Raw genomic sequence first — 19,726 nt, forward strand, 5'->3', positions numbered from 1 at the left:
TCTCAATACCCAACCACTGGTCGTTCGGGGTGCCGGGGCGTCCGAAGTGCTGGGCGATGCGGGCGCCGGCCATGAACAGGGCGGTGGCTGTGGAGGCGATCTGCGGGCCGTTGTCCGAGACCGCGAGTATCACCGGTACCCGTTCGTCGTTGTCCGACACGACGCCGTGCGCGAGTTCGTCAAGCAGCGCCTCGTCGAGCAGGTGCTCCTTGCCCTCGGCGACGAGGGCGCGGGGTGAACGACCTCGGCCTGTGTGGAGGACTCCTGCGCGGAGACCACGGTCGCGAGCCACTTGCTGGACACCACGCTGATAACTGCGACCGCGCAGCGTTTGCTCGCCCCGAAGTGCATGAAGTCGTAGATCCATATCATGCCGGGAACGAGGTTGGCCCACTCCGGGAACGGCCGCTCCTCGCGGCGCCCCCGCGTGGCCTCGAAGGGTGCCTACGGTGTTCCGCGCGTGCACGCCGAGCTGCGGCGACTGGGCCGGACGGTCAACCGCAAGCGGGTGGAGCGGGTCGTGCGCGAACGCGGCATCGTCGGCGTCACGCGTAGAAGACGCCGTTCGCTGACCCGTCCCGACAAGCAGGCACGGCCGGATCTGATCGGCCGTGACTTCACCGCCGCCCGGCCCGGCACCCTCCTGGGCGGGGACATCACGTACCTGCCCACCCAGGAGGGCTGGCTGGACCTGGCCACCCGCGAGGTCATCGGCTACGCGATAGCCGACCACCACCGCGCCGAGTCGAGGGCCGCCCCGGCGACTTCATCGGCGACCGACCCGTCAGCTCCGTCATCCAACCCGCTGGTCGTCCCACAACACACCTCTCTAATCAGGAGTGTTGCTACGACTGGTTGAACCTGGTGAGTACACCTCGGCTCAATTCCGCATGGAAATACGCGCGTTGGGGCTTCGCCAGAGCACCGGACAAACAGGTTCCTGTTTCGATAACGCCGCAGCGGAGAGCTTCTGGGCCGTACTCAAGGAAGAGATCGCACGCAGATCTGGCCCGACCGAGCGACCGCCCGTGCCGAGGTGTTCGCGTTCATCGAGCCCTTCTACAACCGGCGCCGCCTACGCATACACGCTGTCTTCGGGTACCTCACACCCCACGAGACACGTCAGCGGTTCCGGAACGACCAGACGCTCGCAGCGTAGAAGAAGGGTGTCCAGGGTCGCGGGGAAACTTCACGGCCGCAAGGACTCGGACTGGATCAGCATCGTCTGCGCGAGACGATCGATGTCCCGGGCCGTTCGCCGATCCACCTCGGACGCCGCGTCGATCGCAAGCTTGGCCAGACCGAGCGCCTCGGCCGGCAACGCAGCCAGCTTGCGTGCGAACTCGTCAACATCGCGGTCGAAGGTCTCGGACGGGTACACGGCATGCACCAGTCCGATGTCCGTCGCAGCGGAGGCATCCACCAAGGCGTCCGTCATGACCAGCCACTTGGCCCAGTGGGTTCCGAGCAACCGCGTCAGCCGGCTTATCCCGCCGGAGCCTGGAATCATCGCCAGCTTTGCTACTTCCGGCAGACGGAAACTGGCTGCCTCCGACGCCAGCCGGAAGTCACACGACACCGCCATTTCGACGCCGATGCCCATGCAGGGCCCGTTGGCAGCCAGGATCACCGGCTTCTCGACCATCTCCAGCCGGTCGAACAGGTCGTGCCGAGCGTCTGCCCGGTACCTGCGCCGAAAGTCGTATCCGCTCCGCGAGGCGTCGCCGCCTGGATCCACCGTCGCGCCGACCGTCAAGATGTCGATACCGGCGGTGAAGTACCGGCCGCGGCCGCGGATGACCAGGACTCTGAGGTCTGCGCGCTGTTCGAGCTGAATGACGGCAGCGTCGAGCGCATCGAACATCGCCGGCGTGATGGCGTTCAGCTTGGCGTCACGACAGAACGTCACATTAATGATTCTTTCGGACTCCGAAACCTCGACGTCCGACAATGAGCTGTCATCCACCACTGCCTGTGCTCCTTCGTACGGGTGCCCTGCACCACTGGGGTCTCAGGTACTTCACACGTGCACGGACGGGGAGGATCGAGCTCGATCGTCCCTGGCCGGCGCTGCGACGAGCGCCGGACGCATCGCAGTTTGGCGTCCTCAGGAATCGTCTGCTCCTCCTCCAGGTCTCCCAACGAGTATGCCGTAAGTCTTACGGTACAACTATCGGGAAGGGCTGTCGCCACCCCAGAACTCCCTCGTGGGCGCACAGTTTTCTCCCGGCCTGACCGAACGGGCCCTCGTCATCAGCGAGGCCGCAGCGGCTGAGCACACGCTCGCTGCTGCTCGCATCAGGCGATACACCGAGCGCGCGTCCTTCGCGGGCTCAACGCAGGAGAGTCGACCCACGAGATTTTTCGGGATTGGGCGCGCCCGCATACCGACGCGACGAACTGGTTCGGCACTCGCGCCGTAGCCGTGGCTGACCTTATGGTCGGCGGGCCTCCTGAGCAGCGATCCACGACTGGAGAAGTGTCGGTGCCGATCGGGGGTCGAGTCCCGTCAGGTCCCGCCACCGGCCCAAGCGGTAAGTGAGCGTGTTCGCGTGCATGTTGAGCGCCTTCGCCGTGGCCGCCAAAGAGAGCGAGTTCTCCCAGTGAGCGATGACGGCATCGGCGAGGTGGGGGTGCTCGCGAGCGACCGCGACGAGGTCGGCCACGAGGGGCACGAGGCGGTCGCGGTGCGCCGCGACACACGCGAGAACCCAGTTGTCCGAGAAGTCACTGACCCGCCGCGGCGCGGTGGCAGCGTCCAACGCCAGCCGTGCGTCTTCAAGACTCGCGGCGGCGCCGTCCAGTCCCTGGCGGAGCATCCCGATGCCCCACCGGCCCTCCCGATGACTTTCCGCGTAGGCGCGAACAGCGGTCGACGATGATTCGTCGGCGAGTACGACGAGGTGAGCTCCTCGCGCGGCACAGATGATCTGGGCACCGAGTCCGGTGATGCTGCGTTGCAGCTCGAAGGACACCTCGGCGTTAGATCGTGGCGGCGCCCACACGAGCACCTGCCAGCTCGCGGTGGCCGGCATGCGCAGCGTCTCCGCGATGGCGCGGACTTCGTCGTCGACCACACCATTGGTGAGCCTCTCGACGAGGCGGTGGATCAGGGTGATTCTGTGCCCTTGGAGGCTCTGCGTCACCTCGGAGTGGGCCGCTGTGAGTGCTGACGAGAGCACGTGCAGCGAATCCATCATCCGGCTGGCGAGCCGTGGCAGCTCGGGGGCGCTCGCTTCGTCGGAAGCGCGCACGAGAGCATTCCAGACCTCGCTGTCACCGATGTGATAGGCGTCGATCAGGCTTGAGATCTGTACGTGCTGCCGCGCGCGAGCCCTCGCTAGCCGTGCGGCGGACTCAAGGTCCGCAGTTTCAGGTGGTCGGTCGTACCGCACCGCCTCGAGGCGACGGCGGAGCTGCTCGTGAACAGCCTCCCAGTGCTCGTTTTCCGCGACAACAAGGTATTCGGGCAGCTCGTGTCGGATCCGTCTAACCGCCTTGGAGACCACCGCGTCCAGGTCGTCCCGCACTCGGGAGCACAGCGCCTGCACCTCCGCCCGGGAACCGGAGTCAAAATGGGGAATCTCACCAACCTGCATGCCGAAACAATACGGGCTTCGTGGGTTCTGCCGTAGCTTCCGCCGAGTGGCGTTCTCGACAATATGGGTGAGATCCCGAAGTGCGGCAGGTTTGCCGCTGTCTCCCGCGCTGCTTGTCGGGCAGCGCCGGAGCCTGAGCAGTCAGGAACTGACATGACGGTCGCCATGCACGATCGCGCCGCGCCGGACCCGGCGGCGTACCGACTCGAAGACCGCTACGAGGTCGGGGGCGGACGCTCACTACTGACCGGCGTGCAGGCGATCGCGCGAGCCCTGATCGAGCTCCGCGCGCGCGACGCGGCTCGCGGTCGAGATGTCGCAGTCTTCGTCTCCGGGTACCAGGGCTCCCCGCTAGGCGGCCTCGACAGTCTGCTCGAGTCCATCCCGCGCCTGCGTGAGAACCACCGCATCCACCTCACCCCCGGGGTCAACGAGGAACTGGCGGCGACGTCGGTCTGGGGTACGCAGCTGCCGCTCCCCGACGACAAGAGGACGGTCGATGGGGTCGTGGGTGTCTGGTACGGGAAGGGGCCAGGCCTTGACCGCGCCTCTGACGCCATCCGTCACGCCAATATGTACGGAACTGACCCCGGCGGCGGGGTGGTGGCCTTCGTGGGTGACGACCCGTCGTCGAAGTCTTCCACGCTCCCGTACGCCAGCGACGCGACCCTGGCGGCGTTGAACATGCCGTTCTTCACCCCCCGCAACGCCGAGGAGGTCATCCTGCACACGCTCGCGGCTGTCGAGCTGTCACGGTTCTCAGGATGCTGGGTCGGAGTCAAGGTGTTGAGCGACGTCGCAGATGGCATGTGGACCGTTGCACGGGACTTCCAGTCACTGGAGTTCGAGCGACCGCTTGTCGAATGGGAGGGACGTCCTTGGACTTACGCCCAGCGACCGGTGCGCACCCCATCCGAGAGTCTTCGGGTTGAATCGGACCTCGTCGGGCCACGTTGGGCTGCGGCCGAGTCGTTCCTGGCGGCCAACGACCTGGACACCGTGCGGCCCGCAACCGCCCCCGCAGTCCTCGGCATCATGGGCAGTGGGACGGCAATCGACGCCGCCGTGCAGGCCTTCCGTGACCTTGGTGTCGACCATGAGGCGCTGTCCCGCGGGGGAATCCGCCTGATGGACGTTGCCGCACCGTACCCACTCGCCCGAGAGCGGGTCGCGGCATTCGCCGACGGCCTCGAGAAGATCCTGGTGGTCGAGGAAAAGAGTCCGGTGATCGAGCGGCAGATCAAGGATCTCCTGTACGCGCACCCTGACCGCCCGGCGATTGTCGGGAAGCGGGACGAGTCGGGAGCTGTGCTGGTTCCTGCCGACGGAGAGCTCGTCGCCGAGCGGCTGTACGGACCTGTGCGTCGCTTCGTCGGCGACAGGGTCCAGTTCACCTCGAGGCCGGCGCGTCGTGTCACCCTCGACCTTCTCAGCGTGCAGCGCACTCCCTATTTCTGCTCGGGCTGTCCGCACAACACCTCGACCGTGGTCCCTGACGGCTCCGTGGCAGGAGGCGGAATCGGCTGCCACACCCTCGCGTCGGTGTCCTCACGACAGGACTCGGCAATCACGGGATGGACCCAGATGGGTGGCGAGGGCGCCCAGTGGATCGGTCAAGCGGCATGGAGCTCGCACCGTCACATCTTCCAGAATGTCGGGGACGGTACCTTCTTCCACTCGGGCCAGCTCGCTGTACAGGCGGCCATCGCCGCCGGCGTCAACATCACGTACAAGGTTCTGTACAACTCAGCCGTCGCCATGACCGGCGCCCAGGACCCGCAGGCAGCACTACCAGTGCCGGCGCTCTCCCGGAAACTCCTCGCCGAAGGGGTAACCCGAATTGTCGTGTGTGCCGACGAGCCGGAGCGCTACCGGAGGATCCGCATGCCTCGCGGCTCGGTCGTGTGGCCGCGTGAGCGACTCGACGAGGCGCAGCGCCTCCTCCGGGACGTCGAGGGCGTAACGGTCCTGGTCTACGACCAGCAGTGCGCCGCAAACGCCCGCCGGATGCGAAAGCGAGGCAAACTCGAGCCGCGTCCGACCCGCGTCGTGATCAACCCTGAGGTCTGTGAGGGGTGCGGGGACTGCGGGGTCAAGAGCAACTGTCTCTCCGTGCAGCCCGTCGAGACCGAGCTCGGCCGCAAGACCAGCATTGAACAGACCAGCTGCAACTCCGACTACAGCTGCCTGCGCGGAGACTGTCCGAGCTTCGTCACCGTGACGGATGCGCCGACCCCCACCAAGAGGCGATCGAAGCGGACAGTTCCTACGGCGCCGAAGGTGCCGGACCTGGACGTCGAGTTGACTGACTCGAACGTTTTCATGGCTGGGATCGGTGGGACCGGGATCGTTACCGTCAGCCAGGTGATCGCCACAGCGGCGATGAGCGCGGGCTACGAGGTCAGGGGCTTGGACCAGACCGGCTTGAGCCAGAAGGCCGGACCGGTCGTGTCGCACCTCCGTCTGGTGGTGGACGCCGACGCCCCCGCGAACCGCGTCAGCGAGCAGGCGGCCGACCTCTATCTGGCCTTCGACCTGCTCGTGGCGGCCGACGCGAAGAACGCAGCGCGCACCGGAACCGAGAAGACCATGGTGATCGCCTCCACCAGTGCGACGCCTACAGGTGACATGGTCGCCGACGCGTCCATCACCTACCCAGACACCGATCTGCTGCTCGAACGCCTCCGCGGCGGCTCGAAGCGGGTCGTCGACTTCGACGCGCTGGCCCTGGCCGAGGGGCTCTTCGGTTCGATCCAGACAGCGAACCTGTTGCTGGTCGGGGCCGCGTACCAGGCAGGCAGCCTGCCGATCCCGGCCCAGGCCATCGAGGCCGCCATCACCCTCAATGGCGTGGCTGTGGACACCAACATCGCCGCGTTCCGGTGGGGACGTGCGATCGTCGCTGATCCTGGGTCGCTGCCGACTCGTGCGGAGACCGCGAAGAAAGACCCCTCGTCCCGGACCCAGGAAGCTCTCGAGGCGTCGGGGATCGAGGGCGAGACCCTTCGGATCACCACAGACCGGGCGACCCGGCTCGAGTCCTACCAGGGCACTGCCCTAGCCCGCTCGTACGTCGGCGTCGTCGCGCGGGCGTGGAGCGCCGAACGGGCGGTGGGAGTCGCCACGGCCTTCAGCGAGCAGGTCGCGCGCAACTTCTACAAGCTCGCCGCCTACAAGGACGAGTACGAAGTCGCGCGGCTCCTGACGGCGCCGGACGCGCTGGCCGCCGTTCATGCCGAGGCTGGGCCTGGGAAACTCCGGTTCAACCTGCACCCTCCGACCCTGCGCGCCCTCGGCTTGGGCAAGAAGATCCAGCTCGGTCCCTGGTTCCACCCAGTGATGCGGCTGCTCGCGACACTCAAGTTCGTCCGGGGCCACTGGTTCGACCCTTTCGGTCACACCGCTGTACGACGACTTGAGAGGAGGCTGGTGAGCGAATACGCGGCAGTGGTGCAGGAGTTGACCACGTCGCTCTCGCCGACCACCTACGAGATCTCGACCCGGATCGCGGCCCTGCCGGACACGGTGCGGGGTTATGAGGACGTCAAGGTCAAGAACGCCGAGGCCTACGAGTTCGAGCTCCGCGCACTCCGAGCCGAGCGGCAGGGGCTGGCCTCGTGACCGCGCGAGATCTCACCAGCCACGATGCGAACTCGTCCGTGCTCGAGGCCATGAGCGATGCCGACAGCCCTCACGAGCAGGTCATCTACTGCAACGACCCGGAGTCGGGGCTGAGGGCGATCATCGCCATCCACTCGCTCGCGTTGGGGCCTGCGGTCGGGGGCTGTCGCTTCCTGCCGTACGACGACGAAGCGAGTGCGCTGGCCGACGTCCTCCGGCTATCGCGTGGGATGACCTACAAGGCGGCCGCTGCCGGGCTCGACACGGGCGGGGCCAAGGCCGTCATAATCGGCGACCCCAGTCGCGACAAGACCCCGAAGTTGCTCGAGGCGTTCGGCAGGTTCGTCGACCGCCTCGGAGGCAGCTACTCCACCGCGGGCGACGTCGGCACCGACTCCGACGACATGGACATCATCGGCCGCGCCACCCGCCACGTCGCCTTCCGCAACACCGGCCGCGGTGGATCCGGTGACAGCGGCAGCAACACAGCGCTCGGGGTCTTCCAGGGCATTCTCGCCGCGGCTGAGCACCGGTGGGGTTCGCCCGAGCTCCGTGGCCGACACGTCGGCGTCGAGGGGCTGGGAAAGGTCGGCTTCCAGCTGGCCGTGATGCTGCACGAGGCGGGCGCCAAGGTGACGGCAGCGGACCCGTCCGAGTTGGCCCGCGCCAAGGCGACATCGGCTGTTCCCGATCTGCCGATCGTCGAGTCCGTCCGTGAGCTGCGGACGGACGTGTACGCACCCTGCGGACTGGGCGGCACCCTCGACCACGACCTCGCCAGGCGAATCGAGGCCGAGATCGTCTGCGGAGGCGCGAACAGCCAGTTGGCCTCGTCTGACGTGGCGGAGGTCCTTCTCCGGGCCGGAGTGACCTGGGTCCCTGACTTCGTCGCGAACGTGGGTGGACTGATCCAGGCGGTGGCTGAGCTGCGTGGGGAGATTCCTGCTTCGGCGCGGGAGCGCGTGCTCGGAGTCCGAGCAACGGTGCTCGACATCCTGGAGGACGCCGGCGCAGCCGGGTCCACCACGCTCCATGCCGCCGAGGTCAGGGTTGAGCGACGTCTCGCTGCTGCCCGCTCTCGCCGGAGCGCCGTCTAATGCGCCGGATCGGCGTCGTCGGAGGGGGCCTGATGGGCGCGGGCATCGCCGAGGTGGGCGCTCGCGCCGGACTCGACGTGATTCTCGTCGAGTCCACCACGCAAGCGGCGACGTCCGCGCGGTCTCGCATCGATACCTCGCTTCAACGTGCCGAGGCGAAGGGCAAGCTGGGCCAGGGCGAGACGGCGCACCAGGTGCTGGATCGGATCTGCCGTGGCCACGGATCTCGGCGCCCTGGAGGATCGTGATCTCGTTGTCGAGGCCATCACAGAGGACGAACGGGCCGAGACCGTCCTTTTCGGTAAGCCGGACAGGATCGTCTCGACGCCTGACGCAATCCTCGCGTCGAACACATCGTCGATACCGATCATGAAACTGGGCGTCGCGACTCAGCGGCCTGAGCACGTAGTCGGCATCCACTTCTTCAATCCGGTCCCAGTGCTGCCGCTCGTCGAACTCGTCCCCTCACTGCTCACCGCGCCCGACACCGTGCGGCGATCCCGAGCCTTCGTCGAGGACCAGCTCGGCAAGCAAGCGATCGACTGTCAGGACCGCGCAGGCTTCGTCGTGAACGCGCTGTTGACCCCCTTCATCCTCTCCGCCATCCGGATGTGCGAGTCGGGCTTCGCGCCGCCCCGAGGACATCGACCGAGGACTCGTCCTCGGGGCGGCGCACCCACAGGGCCCGCTGGCGCTCGCGGACCTCATTGGGTTGGACACGACGAAGGCCGTGGCCGACTCGCTCTACGACGAGTTCAAGGAGCCGCTTTACGCGGCGCCGCCGCTGCTTCAGCGGATGGTGGACGCCGGCCTCCTCGGACGTAAGGCGGGACGAGGCTTCTACAGCTACGAAGGGAGTCCGCGATGAAGCGTGTGAACACCGCCTGCGATGTGAGCGACGTACAGTCCGACGCGGCGGGACGCGAACCCACCATTGGGCCGCTGACTCCAGAGGAGTGGCGTGCGGCGATCCTCAGCACGGTTGAGACGGACTGAGCCGTGGACAGTTCACTGACATCGTTCACCTTGTCCGAGGAGCACCCGGCGGCGGCCCCGGACCCGGCGGGGATCGGGTATCCGCCCCAGAACCTCGGCCAGAGAGGTGAACTGCTGCGGACCCGGGCAGGCGGAGTCGATGTCCTCGCAGTGGCGCTGCAGGACACCGATCAGGGAGGATGGCACGCGAACGCGACCCCTGTTCGTGATCAAAGGCTTCGACACCCTTGATCATCAGGGGTCGCGTCTCTCGTTACCGAACCGGGCGAACCGCACGCAGCGGCGCGTACGCAGGCGATCAGCTCATCTCGCCCGCTGAGAACGCATCAGCCCTGGGCCGCGACCAAGACCTCGGACAGCAGGGTGACCTGCGGGACGCCCAGGCGCTCGGCCAGCAGCGCGGGCACCACACCCATCGTGCCGTCGGTGGAAGCCATGCCCGAGACGACCAGGTCGAAGCCGGCCTTCTCGATCGCCTTCGCCAGCACCAGCGAGGTACCGATCGCATCCGTGCCGTGCAGGCCGTCGTCCTCGACGTGGACGGCCCTGTCCGCGCCCATCGACAGCGCCTTGCGCAACGCGTCCTTGGCGTCCTCGGGGCCGACGGTCAGGACGGTGACCTCGGCGTCTGCTGCTTCCTGCCGCCGGCCTTCGGCGATCCGCAGCGCCTGCTCGACCGCGTACTCGTCCAGCTCGGAGAGCAGACCCTCCACGCCGTCCCGGTCGACGGTCAGGTCATCGGCGAAGGGCCGGTCGCCGTGGCGTCGGGCACGTACTTCACCGTGACAACGATCCTCAGACTCACTCGTGTTTCTCCTCACATGGCGGTTCAGGACGCGCTCGGCGCCTGCGGGCGATAGAAGAGCGCGAGCAGGGTCCCCGTCCCGAGGACCGCGGCGCCGAGCGCGACGCCGGTGCCCGGCCAGCCGGTCAGCTCGATGCCGGCGGCCGTGTCCACCGCGTACTCGCCGGGCCCCCAGGCCGCGAGTGCCAGCGACAGCACGGCGAGGACCAGGACGTACTCGTAGCCGTCCTTGAAGACGAAGAAGCCGTTGCGGCGGTGCGCGAGCAGACCCGCGACCAGCATCACCGAGATGACGGCGGCGCCGGCGAGCGAGGTGAACAGCCCGGCGGCCAGCAGGACGCCCGCGCCGATCTCGGTGAGCACGCTCAGGTGCGCCTGCAGGCGTGGTCGGCGCAGCCCGAGTCCGCCGAACCAGCGCGCGGTGCCCTCGATCCCGCCTCCGCCGCGCCAGTGGTTCCAGCCGTGTACGGCCATCACCGCGCCCACAGTGAGCCGTACCAGCAGCAGAGCGGCGTCACCCGCCTCACCCATGTCGTTCCTCCTCGCAGGGCAGGGCCCGCACGATGCGCCGGACCACGTCCGCGGCCGACAGGGTGGTGGCGAGGGAGGGTTCTGCTGTGGTCATGTTCCGTTATGTCCTTCCCGAGGACCTCAGGTGCGTTGTTCGGCCTTCAGCGCCCGTGCCGGACCTGGTTGAAGGGGACGTCGCGGTCGGCGGCGTACTCGCGGGGCATTCCGAGGATCCGTTCGCTGATGATGTTGCGTGCCATCTCGGTGCTGCCGCCGCCGAGCTGCTCGGCCTGGCGGAACAGGAAGGACACGCCCACCTCGCGGGTGTCGGGCCCGTCGGGGGCGGACATCGCGGCGGCCGGGCCGGCGAGTTCGAGTGCGATCTCTGCCTGGCGGGTGGCGCTCTCGCCGTGGAAGAGGCGGATGAGCGAGCCGGCGGCGGGAGGCATCTTCTGCGTGCGCATGCCCGCGGTGACCCGGTCGACGAGATGCCCGTGGATGACGCCGAGGGCGTGCGCCTCGGCGATCAGCTCCCGCGCGTAGGGGTCGTCCGCCCGGCCGGTTCGGCGGACCAGGTCGATGAGCGGATCGGTCTCCGTGCCGCGCCGCCCTTCGGCCCGCGCGCCGCTGAAGTACGGTGAGCCGCCGCCGACGGCGTTGCGCTCGTGGAACAGCTGGCGCGAGGCGACCGCCCAGCCGCCGCCCACCTCGCCGACCACCGCGGAGGCCGGGACGACGACGTCGTCGAAGAACTCCTGGCAGAACTCGTCGCCGCCGTTGACCTGCTTGATGCGTTCGATGTGCACACCAGGCTGATGCACCTTCATCAGGAACATCGTCAGTCCCCGGTGCTTGGGCGCGTCCCAGTCGGTGCGGGCCAAGCACAGCGCGTAGTCGGCGGCGTAGGCGCCCGAGCTCCAGATCTTCGAGCCGTTGAGGACGAACACGTCGCCGTCGCGCTCGGCGCGGGTCGTCCCTCCGGCGAGGTCGGAGCCGCCGCCCGGTTCGGACAGGAACTGCACGAGCACCTCGTCACCGCGGATCGCGGCGGCCAGGTGCTCACGCCTCTGCTCCTCGCTGCCCATGTCGAGGATGGTCGGGCCGCAGATGGTGAACGTCGGCACATTCAGCAGCATCGGCATCTCGTAGTCGGTGACCTCCTCGTTGAAGGCGCGCTGGTGCGCGGGGGTGAGGCCGAGACCGCCGTACTCCTCGGGGTAGCAGATTCCGGCGAAGCCACCCTCGTACAGCGTGCGTTGCAGGACACGGGCCCGCTGCCAGGCGCTCTGGTCGCTCGACACGTTCCTTTGCGCACGTTCGTCGGCGGGCAGGTCGGCCAGGCGCCGCAGGTTCGCCGGGATCCACTCGCGGGCCCGCAGGCGGAAGCTGTCGACGCTCTCCATGCCGGTGGCGTCGGACACGGCCGTCGTCGTCGCGGTCATCTCGAATCTCCTCAGACGTTCAGCAGATCGGCGATACGGCGGCGGTGCGCGGACGGCGTGCCCCACATGAGCCGGTTCACCGTCGCCCGGCGCAGGTAGATGTGGATGTCGTGCTCCCAGGTGACTCCCAGGCCGCCGTGCAACTGGACGCAGTCCTGGATGATGTCGGTGGCCCGCTGGCCGAGGTAGGACTTCGCGACGCTGACCAGCTCACCGGCGTCGGCCCGGCGCTCCTGCACCGCGCGGGCGGCGGCGGCCATCGTCGCCTGGCCGGACTCCGACCACAGCGTCATGTCCGCCATCCGGTGTTTGAGCTCCTGATAGGAGGCGAGCGGCCGGCCGAAGGAGTAGCGGTCGAACATCCACTGCCGGGTGAACTCCAGCACGCGCTCGACGACACCGACGAGTTCGGCGCACTGCAGCACGACGGCGAGCTGGAACTGTCGCTCGACGGCGGCCGCGGCACCGCCGGCCGCTCCCACGAGCGCGGTGGCCGGGACGCGTACGCCGGTGTAGTCGACGCGTGCGAAGCCGCGCACCATGTCGAGGCTCTCCAGCGGGAGGACGGACACGCCGTCCGCGTCGCGCTCGACGACGAACTGGCTCAGGCCCTCGGGGGTACGGGCGAGTACGAGGAACGCGTCCGCGTCGCCGCCGTGCTCGACGCCGTCGTGCGTGCCGTCGAGGACGTACCCGTCCCCGTCGGGCCGTGCCTCGATCGCGCCCGCTTCGGGGTCCCAGCCCCCTCCCGGCGCACAGCAGGCCCAGGCGGCGACCGTCGAGCCGTCGAGCAGCCTGCCGAGGAGTCCGGCGTGCCGGTCCGCTCCGGCCGCTTCGGCGAGGGCGGCGGCGACGACGTTGACCGCGGCGAGCGGTCCGGGCGCGCACCCGCGTCCGAACTGCTCGGCGATGAGCGTCGCGTCGACGACCCCCTCGCCGGATACGCTGCCGCCGCCCGTCTCCTCCGGCACGACGAGCGACGTCCACCCCAGTTCCGCCCCGCGCTGCCAGGTGACCCGGTCGAACGTGCGGCCCTCGTCGTGCAACGCGCGGATCACACCGAGCGGGGCGGACTTCTCCAGGTAGTCCGCTGTCGCCGTCTGCAACAAGCGCTGGTCGGCGGTCAGTTCGAATCTCATGACGGCACCTTGCCCTCCCGACGATGCACTGCGAAGCCGACGGCCATGGCGCCGGGGCTGCCTTGACCGGCATTCTACACGCCATTACGGTAATGCATACAGTAAAAGCAATGTGCGGCCGGGCGCAGGGCTGACGGGTCGGCACGTCACCCAGCACGGGAGCGTCGCAGATGCCCGACTCGCCGCATTTCGACTCCTCCCAGCAGGTCACGGACCGGCTGCGGGGCACCGGTCATGCCCCGAGTCCGCGCATCGCGGGTGTCGTACACCTGGCCGAACGCCTCGGCAAGCCGGTCCTCGTCGAGGGTCCGGCCGGCACGGGCACGACGCAGCCGACCAAGAGCGCCGCCGAGTCCTGCGGGCCGCGGCTGATACCGCTGCAGTGCTACGAGGGCCTCGACGAGGCGAAGGCGCTGCACGAGTGGGACTACCGCAAGCAGCTCCTGCACATCGCGCGGGCCGGGACCGCGGGCGGGGACGCGTGGAGAGCGAGTTGTTCCACGAGCACTTCCTGCTCACCCGTCCGCTGCTGGAAGCGATCCGCTCCGAGGAACCGGTCGTGCTCCTCGTCGACGAGGTCGACCGGCTCGACATCGAGACCGAGGCACTGCTGCTGGAGGTGCTGTCGGAGTATCAGGTGTCCCCCCGAGCTGGGGACACTGCGGGCGCGTACCACTCCCCTGGTCTTCCTCACCTCGAACAACAGCCGTGAGCTCTCCGAGGCGCTCAAGCACCGCTGTCTCTACCTGCACATCGGCTATCCGACCGCGGAGCACGAGCGGGACATCGTGCTGGCGCAGGTCTCCGGCATCGAGGCGGTCCTCGCCGGCAGGGTCGGCCAACTGGTGCGGTCGCTGCGCTCGCTGGAACTGCGGAAGAAGCCGTCCGTGGCGAAGACCCTGGACTGGGCGCGCACCCTCGTCCTGCTCGGCGCCGACGACGTCACGACCGAACTGCTCGCCGACACCCTTCCGGTACTTCTCAAGAACGAGAGCGACATCGCTCTCGCCCTGAAGGAGTTCGGCGAGTGACACCCCGCCCCACGGGGTCAGTCCCCGTCGAGGAAGCGGAGTACGGAGTCGACGCATCCGATGTCACGCGGAATCGCGAAGTGGTCGAAACCCTTCAGGACGACCCGCGAGCAGCGTGGTAGCGCTGCGGCGACCTGCTCGGCCGGGCCGCCGCGGTCGGCGCCACCCTCCACGACCAGGCAGCGAGTGGTGATCGCCGCGAGATCGGCCGTGCCGGCGCGTGGCTGACTCGACCGGGCGAACGCGGCGACCGAGGCCCGGTCGTTGCCCGCCACGTCGACGAGACGGCGGATCAGGCGCGGCACGCCGACGGCCTCGACGAGGTGACCGACCTGATCGAGCGGTCCGCGAACGTGCTGGAGGTGGCGAGCGAGATCAACCGGCTCGGGCTCGGCGTCTGGCTGGACGGCCGCTCGGACTACGGCAACTCCATCGAGACCTTCAGCCGGGATCACGCCGGTGAGCTGCGCGCCCGCACCACGGTCCTGGTCCTGGGCGACACCCGCTCCGACTACCGCGCTCCGACGCGCTCGGCAGGATCGCCGGCCGCTGCGGGCACCTGTTCTGGCTCAACCCCGAGCCACGGGCCCCCTGGGACAGCGGCGACTCCGTGATCGATCGGTACGCCGGGTACTGCGACGAGGTGGTGGAGTGCCGCAGCCTGCGGCAGCTGCGCGCCTTCGTCGAGCGCCTCGCCTGAGCCACCCCATGCCGTCCACACCACAGACCGAAGAGAGGTGACCCGCATGGCAGATGACGTGCTGGGCCTGCTCCGGCCGGCGTACCCCGCCAGCAAGGCCTTCCTGCCGAACAGGCACCGTAACCCCACAGGAGCAGTGCAGTCATGACGGACACCACGAAACCAGCGCAGGCCGCGGTGAGTCACATCTCCGGCGAGATGCTGGCGGCCGTCGGCCGCACCCTGTCCCGCCGCGTCTCCTTCCCCGTCTCCGAGTCGGACATCCGCCGCTGGGCGCTGGCCGTCTACTACGCCGACGCCCCGCCCGAGCGCTTCATCGAGGCGGAGACCGCCGCGAAGCCGCGCCACGGCGGGATCACCGCACCGGAGGACTTCAACCCCTTCGCCTGGCTGGCGGCGCTGCAGAGCGCGGCTCCGTCCGGCGGGAAGGAGAACGATCCCGGCTCCCTCGAGCGCATGCTCGGTATCACTCCGCCGCCGTTGGAGTTCCAGCTGAACGGGGGCCTGGAGGCCGACTACGGCGTGCCGATGCGGCCGGGTGACGTGATCACCTCGGAGAACCGGCTGATGTCGTACGCCGAGCGCCCCGGCCGGCTCGGTCTGATGCTGTTCACCGTCACCGAGGACACCTGGACGAACCAGGACGGCAAGCTCGTCAAGCGCAGCCGTACGACTCTCATCCGCTACTGACCGCGTCGAGGAATCATGACCACCATACTCAGTCCGGCCGTCGGCGACAGTCTGCCGGAGTTCACCCGCACGACCGATTTCGCCCACTGGAACCGTTACGCGGCCGTGAACGACGAGTTCGTCCCGATCCACATGGACGAGGAGGCCGGGCGGGCCGCCGGCTACTCGGGGGCCTTCGGGATGGGCAATCTGCAGTGGGCCTACCTGCACAACCTGGTGCGCGACTGGCTCGGCGGCGCCGGCCGAATCGTGTCGCTGCGCTGCCAGTTCCGGGCCGTCAACACACGCGGCATGACCGTCTGCGCACGCGGCAGGGTCACCGCGGTGCGCGTCGAGGACGGCGTGCGCCTGGTCGACCTCGACGTGTGGACCGAGGACCAGGACGGCAACCAGATCGCTCCCGGCAAGGCCGTCGTCGAGCTCGACTGACGTCGTCACATGGCGGGCCCGTCCCCGGTGACCGGGGACGGGCCCGCCATGTGACGCTCCCGGCCCGGTCAGCGCACCAGTGGGTCGCGGGGCAGGCCGAGTATGCGTTCGGCGATGACGTTGCGGGTGATCTCCGAGGTGCCGCCGGCGATCGTCAGGCACCGGTCGAACAGGTACTCCACGGCGATCTCCGGTTCGTCCCCGGTGACGGCGGCCGTGCCGCACAGCCGCAGCGCCAGCTCGCTCACGCGCTGGGCGTGCTCGGCCGACAGCAGCTTGGTCACGTTGCCTTCCGCGCCCGGCCCCGCCCCGGTGACGGCACGCGTCGCCTGCCGCAGGTTGATCACCCGCATCGCCTGCTCCTCGACGATGAGCCGGGCGATCGCCCGCCGGCTTTCGGCATCGAGCGCGCCGTGCCGCAGCGCGAGGTCGGTCAGTTCGAAGGCCGACAGGCGCTCGGGCGACCCGCCGCCGATCGTCACCCGCTCGTTGCCGAGAGTCGCCCGGGCGACCTTCCAGCCGCCGCCCGGCTCACCGACGATGTCGGCGTCGGGGACGAACACGTCGTCGAAGAAGACCTCGTTGAACAGCGCGTCCCCGGTGATCTCGCGCAGCGGCCGGATCTCGACGCCGGGCGCGGTGAGGTCGACGACCATCGCCGTGATACCCCGGTGCTTGGGCGCCTTTGGGTCGGTCCGTACCGTCGCGAGGCCCCGGTTGCAGTCCTGCGCGCCGCTGGTCCACACCTTCTGGCCGGTCACCCGCCAGCCGCCCTCGACGCGTTCGGCGCGGGTTCGCACGGCGGCCGCGTCGGAGCCGGCGTCCGGTTCGCTGAACAGCTGGCACCACCGCAGTTCGCCGAGCAGGCTCGGGGTGATCCACCGCTCGATCTGTTCCTGGTCCGCGGTCTGGGTGAGCGTCAGCAGCACCCATCCGCCGATGCCCAGCGAGGGCATCTCGATCCCGGCCAGCTCCTCCTCCAGGACGAGCTGCTCGATCGCGCCCGCCCCGCGTCCGAACGGCTCGGCCCAGTGCGGCACCAGGTATCCCGAGGACACGAGCAGCGCCCGGCGTTCTTCCTCCGGAGCGGCGCGGTACCGGTCGAGGAAGGCGCGGGCCTCGGCACGATAGGCGTCGGCCTCCTCGGGCAGTTCGACCGCGAACTGCCGCCGTACGCCGGCGTGGGTGGCGCCGTAGACGTCGTCCTCGGCCGAGCCCAGGGCGGCCACCACGGCCCGGAGCGCCGCCGCGCGCCTGAGGTGGAGGTGGGCGTCGTGCTCCCAGGTGAAGCCGATGCCGCCGAAGATCTGGACGGCCTTGTGCGCGCACTCCTGGTAGCTGCGCAGGGCCAGGCCGGCCGCCGCCGCGGCCGCCAGCTCCGCTTCGGCCGGGGCGGCCGCTCCTCGGGCCGCGTCCCAGGCGAGCGCGGTGGCCAGCTCGACGGCGACCAGCATGTCGGCCAGGTGGTGTTTGACGGCCTGGAAGCTGCCGATGGTCCGGCCGAACTGCTCTCGTACCCGGGCGTATTCCAGCGCGAGGTCCAGGCAGCCCCGCGCCCCGCCGGCGGCCTCGGCGGCGGCCAGGGCGCCGTCGATGGAGATCGGGGCGGGGGCCGTGCGGAGTTCCGTGCCCGGGACCGCGGCCAGGCGCTCGGCGAGTTCACGGGCGCGAATCTCGAAGGTCCAGGACGGGATGTCCGCCGCCAGGTGCAGGAAACGCCGGTGCCCCAGGCCCAGCAGATGCTCGGCGACCTGGCGTACGCCGTCGCGGATGTCGAGGTTGACCGTTGCCGCGCCCGTGCTGCCCGCCGGATCGCTGTCGAGCATCACCAGGGGCAGCTGGTCGCCGCGGATCGCCGTGAGGGCGTCGGCGGCCATGGAGGAGGCGATGACTCCGTCCAGGGCGGCCTGTGCGGATGCGAAGGGGTCCCGGGCCGGACCGATGCCCTCGGGGGAGGGGTAGAGCACCACTCCGAAGCCGTGCTCCGCCGCCACCCGGGCCGCGCCCGTGTAGACGCCGGCGAAGAACTCGGTCGTCAGGGCGGGGACGACCAGCAGGACCGTACGCGTGCTGCCCAGGCGCAGATTGCGGGCCGCCAGGTTCGGCCGGTAGCCGAGCTCCCGCGCGGCCTCCCGTACGCGCTCGGCCGTCCGCTCGGAGACCCGCCCGCGCCACTTGTCGCCGAGCACCAGCGAAACGGCCGCCTGGGACACTCCCGCGGCCTGGGCGACGTCACGGCTCGTGGGGCGGGGGCTGCCTGCTGCCACCGGTGACCTGTCTTTCTGCTGGACTCGCGGACAGCGCACATGGTACGTATGACGAGCGAAGTTATACGTAACACTTACGAGGTCTCCGGCGGCGCGGACGGGAGAACTCGGGCATTCTGAAGCCGAAAGGGGCGGGGCATGGCCACCGGTTATCTGGAGATCCTCCGGGCGAAACACGCCATGCGGCTGCTCGTAGGCACCCTGGTGGGCCGGCTGCCGAACGCGACCTCCGCGATCGCCATCGTGCTGTTCATCCGTGCCGAGGGCGGCAGCTACAGCCTCGCCGGAGCGCTCGCCGCGGTCTACGGAGTGGCCAACGCCGTGGGCCAGCCGCTGCTCGGCCGCCTGGTGGACCTCTACGGGCAGCCGCGGATCCAGCTGCCCACCGCGCTCGTCTCCGCCCTCGCCACCACCGTGTTCGCCCTCACCGGCACCGAGGTGCTTGCGCTCGCGTATGCCCTCATCGCCGTCGCCGGACTGTTCACGCCGCCCCTGGAGGGCGGTCTGCGGGCGCTGTGGCCCTCCGTCCTTCGTAAGGAGGACCAGGTGCACACGGCGTACGCGATGGACGCGGTGGCGCAGGAAGTCATGTTCACCGTCGGACCGTTGCTCGTGACGCTGTGCGTGGCCCTGTGGTCCGCGCAGGCCGCGCTGATCATCCTGAACGTCATCGGGGTGCTGGGCGCGCTCTCCGTGGTCGTCTCGCGGCCCTCGCGCGCGTGGCGTTCGGCGCCGCGCGAGGCGCACTGGCTCGGCGCGCTGCGCTCGTCCGGACTCATCGCCCTGCTCGGCGCGTTCCTTTTTGTCGGAATGGCGCTCGGTTCCATCACGGTCGCGAGCGTGTCGTACGCGGACGACCACGGCGGCGATGTGACGTACGGCTGGCTGATGGCCGCCATCGGGCTCGGTGCTCTCGTCGGCGGCACGGTCTACGGGGCGCGGCAGTGGGGCGGCGCGCCGGAGCGGCGACTGCGCGCGCTCGTCGCTCTTCTGGCGGTCTGTTATCTGCCGCTGATGATCATGCCGGACGCGGTCGCCATGACGGCGCTGATGGCCCTTGCCGGAGTCTTCCTCGCACCCTGCATCGCCTGCGCGTTCATCCTCGTCGACCGGCACGCGCCGAGGGGCACGGTCACCGAGGCGTTCTCCTGGCTCGTGACGACGTTCACCGTGGGAGCGTCCGTCGGGACGGGCCTCGCGGGACCGGTCATCGAGTGGGGCGGAGCCGTCCGGGGCTTCGCCGTATCGGCTGTCGCCGGAGGCGCCGCGCTGCTCGTTCTGCTGGCCACGGGGCGGGTCCTCGCAGCTACGGGCGGGGGCACGGTGGTCGAGGGCGGTTCGGAAAATGATCGAAACGGTGCCCCCGAACCCCGTTTCAGCACAGGCCATCAGGCGTAATG

General features: G+C 69.2%; 17 protein-coding genes and 4 pseudogenes. 11 read left to right on the forward strand and 10 right to left on the reverse strand.

Going from position 1 to position 19,726, the window contains the following annotated elements; all coding sequences use genetic code 11:
• The first annotated feature begins 46 nt into the window (after positions 1–46).
• Entirely contained in the window at positions 47–238 is a 192-nt protein-coding gene (locus O3Q52_RS00345; RefSeq protein ID WP_266586779.1) for a hypothetical protein, read from the forward strand.
• A gap of 132 nt (positions 239–370) precedes the next feature.
• A complete protein-coding gene (locus O3Q52_RS00350) occupies positions 371–859 on the forward strand; it encodes an IS3 family transposase (protein ID WP_269646747.1) in 489 nt (162 codons plus the stop codon).
• A gap of 330 nt (positions 860–1,189) precedes the next feature.
• Here the strand turns inward: O3Q52_RS00350 and O3Q52_RS00355 are convergent, their stop codons facing one another.
• On the reverse strand, positions 1,190–1,969 hold the full coding sequence (locus O3Q52_RS00355; RefSeq protein WP_266586769.1) for an enoyl-CoA hydratase/isomerase family protein: 780 nt from the start codon (positions 1,967–1,969) through the stop codon (positions 1,190–1,192).
• A 466-nt stretch (positions 1,970–2,435) separates the two neighbouring features.
• On the reverse strand, positions 2,436–3,599 hold the full coding sequence (locus O3Q52_RS00360) for a CdaR family transcriptional regulator (RefSeq protein ID WP_266531586.1): 1,164 nt from the start codon (positions 3,597–3,599) through the stop codon (positions 2,436–2,438).
• Between the two features lie 153 nt (positions 3,600–3,752).
• On the opposite strand from O3Q52_RS00360, the gene O3Q52_RS00365 reads away from it, so the two are divergent.
• The 4 genes and pseudogenes from O3Q52_RS00365 (at position 3,753) to O3Q52_RS00380 (ending at position 9,313) form a co-directional block, all read left to right on the forward strand.
• Complete coding sequence (locus tag O3Q52_RS00365) at positions 3,753–7,220, forward strand: indolepyruvate ferredoxin oxidoreductase family protein (protein ID WP_269646748.1); 3,468 nt, start codon at positions 3,753–3,755, stop codon at positions 7,218–7,220.
• A gap of 50 nt (positions 7,221–7,270) precedes the next feature.
• Complete coding sequence (locus O3Q52_RS00370) at positions 7,271–8,317, forward strand: Glu/Leu/Phe/Val dehydrogenase dimerization domain-containing protein (protein ID WP_266586766.1); 1,047 nt, start codon at positions 7,271–7,273, stop codon at positions 8,315–8,317.
• Positions 8,317–9,185 (forward strand): annotated as a pseudogene (locus tag O3Q52_RS00375) (3-hydroxybutyryl-CoA dehydrogenase). Before O3Q52_RS00370 ends, O3Q52_RS00375 begins: the two are co-directional and overlap by 1 nt.
• Positions 9,182–9,313, forward strand: coding sequence for a hypothetical protein (locus O3Q52_RS00380; RefSeq protein WP_266586764.1), 132 nt, complete (start codon positions 9,182–9,184; stop codon positions 9,311–9,313). The pseudogene O3Q52_RS00375 and the gene O3Q52_RS00380 overlap by 4 nt, the downstream one beginning before the upstream one ends.
• A 12-nt stretch (positions 9,314–9,325) precedes the next feature.
• Here the strand turns inward: O3Q52_RS00380 and O3Q52_RS00385 are convergent, their stop codons facing one another.
• The 5 genes and pseudogenes from O3Q52_RS00385 to O3Q52_RS00405 form a co-directional block, all read right to left on the reverse strand.
• The gene (locus O3Q52_RS00385; RefSeq protein ID WP_269646749.1) at positions 9,326–9,499 is read right to left on the reverse strand and encodes a hypothetical protein; all 174 of its coding nucleotides are present in this window, start codon (positions 9,497–9,499) and stop codon (positions 9,326–9,328) included.
• Positions 9,500–9,660: 161 nt separating this feature from the next.
• A pseudogene (locus O3Q52_RS00390) lies at positions 9,661–10,118 on the reverse strand (electron transfer flavoprotein subunit beta); the annotation flags it as partial.
• Positions 10,119–10,142: 24 nt separating this feature from the next.
• Complete coding sequence (locus tag O3Q52_RS00395; protein WP_266586762.1) at positions 10,143–10,649, reverse strand: DoxX family protein; 507 nt, start codon at positions 10,647–10,649, stop codon at positions 10,143–10,145.
• A gap of 140 nt (positions 10,650–10,789) precedes the next feature.
• Positions 10,790–12,070, reverse strand: a complete 1,281-nt coding sequence (locus tag O3Q52_RS00400) for an acyl-CoA dehydrogenase family protein (RefSeq protein ID WP_266586760.1) — start codon at positions 12,068–12,070, stop codon at positions 10,790–10,792.
• Positions 12,071–12,081: 11 nt separating this feature from the next.
• Positions 12,082–13,209, reverse strand: coding sequence for an acyl-CoA dehydrogenase family protein (locus O3Q52_RS00405; protein ID WP_266586758.1), 1,128 nt, complete (start codon positions 13,207–13,209; stop codon positions 12,082–12,084).
• A 170-nt stretch (positions 13,210–13,379) separates the two neighbouring features.
• On the opposite strand from O3Q52_RS00405, the pseudogene O3Q52_RS00410 reads away from it, so the two are divergent.
• A pseudogene (locus O3Q52_RS00410) lies at positions 13,380–14,240 on the forward strand (AAA family ATPase).
• Positions 14,241–14,257: 17 nt separating this feature from the next.
• Here O3Q52_RS00410 and O3Q52_RS00415 read toward each other — a convergent pair.
• On the reverse strand, positions 14,258–14,545 hold the full coding sequence (locus O3Q52_RS00415; protein ID WP_266586756.1) for an alpha/beta fold hydrolase: 288 nt from the start codon (positions 14,543–14,545) through the stop codon (positions 14,258–14,260).
• An 18-nt stretch (positions 14,546–14,563) separates the two neighbouring features.
• On the opposite strand from O3Q52_RS00415, the gene O3Q52_RS00420 reads away from it, so the two are divergent.
• The 3 genes from O3Q52_RS00420 (at position 14,564) to O3Q52_RS00430 (ending at position 16,059) form a co-directional block, all read left to right on the forward strand.
• Positions 14,564–14,854 (forward strand): hypothetical protein, encoded by a 291-nt coding sequence (locus tag O3Q52_RS00420; protein ID WP_266586754.1) that lies wholly within the window; start codon positions 14,564–14,566, stop codon positions 14,852–14,854.
• 230 nt (positions 14,855–15,084) lie between these two features.
• Entirely contained in the window at positions 15,085–15,630 is a 546-nt protein-coding gene (locus O3Q52_RS00425; RefSeq protein WP_266586752.1) for a MaoC family dehydratase N-terminal domain-containing protein, read from the forward strand.
• Positions 15,631–15,645: 15 nt separating this feature from the next.
• Positions 15,646–16,059 carry a MaoC/PaaZ C-terminal domain-containing protein gene (locus O3Q52_RS00430; protein WP_266586750.1) on the forward strand — a complete coding sequence of 138 codons (414 nt, stop codon included), beginning with the start codon at positions 15,646–15,648 and terminating at the stop codon, positions 16,057–16,059.
• Positions 16,060–16,127: 68 nt separating this feature from the next.
• On the opposite strand, the gene O3Q52_RS00435 is transcribed toward O3Q52_RS00430, so the two are convergent.
• Positions 16,128–17,642 carry an acyl-CoA dehydrogenase family protein gene (locus O3Q52_RS00435; RefSeq protein ID WP_269646763.1) on the reverse strand — a complete coding sequence of 505 codons (1,515 nt, stop codon included), beginning with the start codon at positions 17,640–17,642 and terminating at the stop codon, positions 16,128–16,130.
• Positions 17,622–18,326: pseudogene (locus O3Q52_RS00440) on the reverse strand (LacI family DNA-binding transcriptional regulator); the annotation flags it as partial. The gene O3Q52_RS00435 and the pseudogene O3Q52_RS00440, both read right to left, overlap by 21 nt.
• A gap of 138 nt (positions 18,327–18,464) precedes the next feature.
• Here O3Q52_RS00440 and O3Q52_RS00445 point away from each other — a divergent pair.
• A complete protein-coding gene (locus tag O3Q52_RS00445) occupies positions 18,465–19,724 on the forward strand; it encodes an MFS transporter (protein ID WP_269646750.1) in 1,260 nt (419 codons plus the stop codon).
• Positions 19,725–19,726: the final 2 nt, after the last annotated feature.

It is taken from the genome of Streptomyces sp. ActVer (assembly GCF_027270795.1).
Classification (GTDB): domain Bacteria; phylum Actinomycetota; class Actinomycetes; order Streptomycetales; family Streptomycetaceae; genus Streptomyces; species Streptomyces umbrinus_A.

Coding starts and splice junctions, on each gene's coding strand:
- O3Q52_RS00350 (WP_269646747.1), top strand. CDS start 371: ATGCCGGGAACGAGGTTGGCCCACTCCGGGAACGGCCGCTCCTCGCGG.
- O3Q52_RS00360 (WP_266531586.1), bottom strand. CDS start 3,599: ATGCAGGTTGGTGAGATTCCCCATTTTGACTCCGGTTCCCGGGCGGAG.
- O3Q52_RS00365 (WP_269646748.1), top strand. CDS start 3,753: ATGACGGTCGCCATGCACGATCGCGCCGCGCCGGACCCGGCGGCGTAC.
- O3Q52_RS00370 (WP_266586766.1), top strand. CDS start 7,271: ATGAGCGATGCCGACAGCCCTCACGAGCAGGTCATCTACTGCAACGAC.
- O3Q52_RS00380 (WP_266586764.1), top strand. CDS start 9,182: ATGAAGCGTGTGAACACCGCCTGCGATGTGAGCGACGTACAGTCCGAC.
- O3Q52_RS00395 (WP_266586762.1), bottom strand. CDS start 10,649: ATGGGTGAGGCGGGTGACGCCGCTCTGCTGCTGGTACGGCTCACTGTG.
- O3Q52_RS00400 (WP_266586760.1), bottom strand. CDS start 12,070: ATGACCGCGACGACGACGGCCGTGTCCGACGCCACCGGCATGGAGAGC.
- O3Q52_RS00405 (WP_266586758.1), bottom strand. CDS start 13,209: ATGAGATTCGAACTGACCGCCGACCAGCGCTTGTTGCAGACGGCGACA.
- O3Q52_RS00425 (WP_266586752.1), top strand. CDS start 15,085: ATGACGGACACCACGAAACCAGCGCAGGCCGCGGTGAGTCACATCTCC.
- O3Q52_RS00430 (WP_266586750.1), top strand. CDS start 15,646: ATGACCACCATACTCAGTCCGGCCGTCGGCGACAGTCTGCCGGAGTTC.
- O3Q52_RS00445 (WP_269646750.1), top strand. CDS start 18,465: ATGGCCACCGGTTATCTGGAGATCCTCCGGGCGAAACACGCCATGCGG.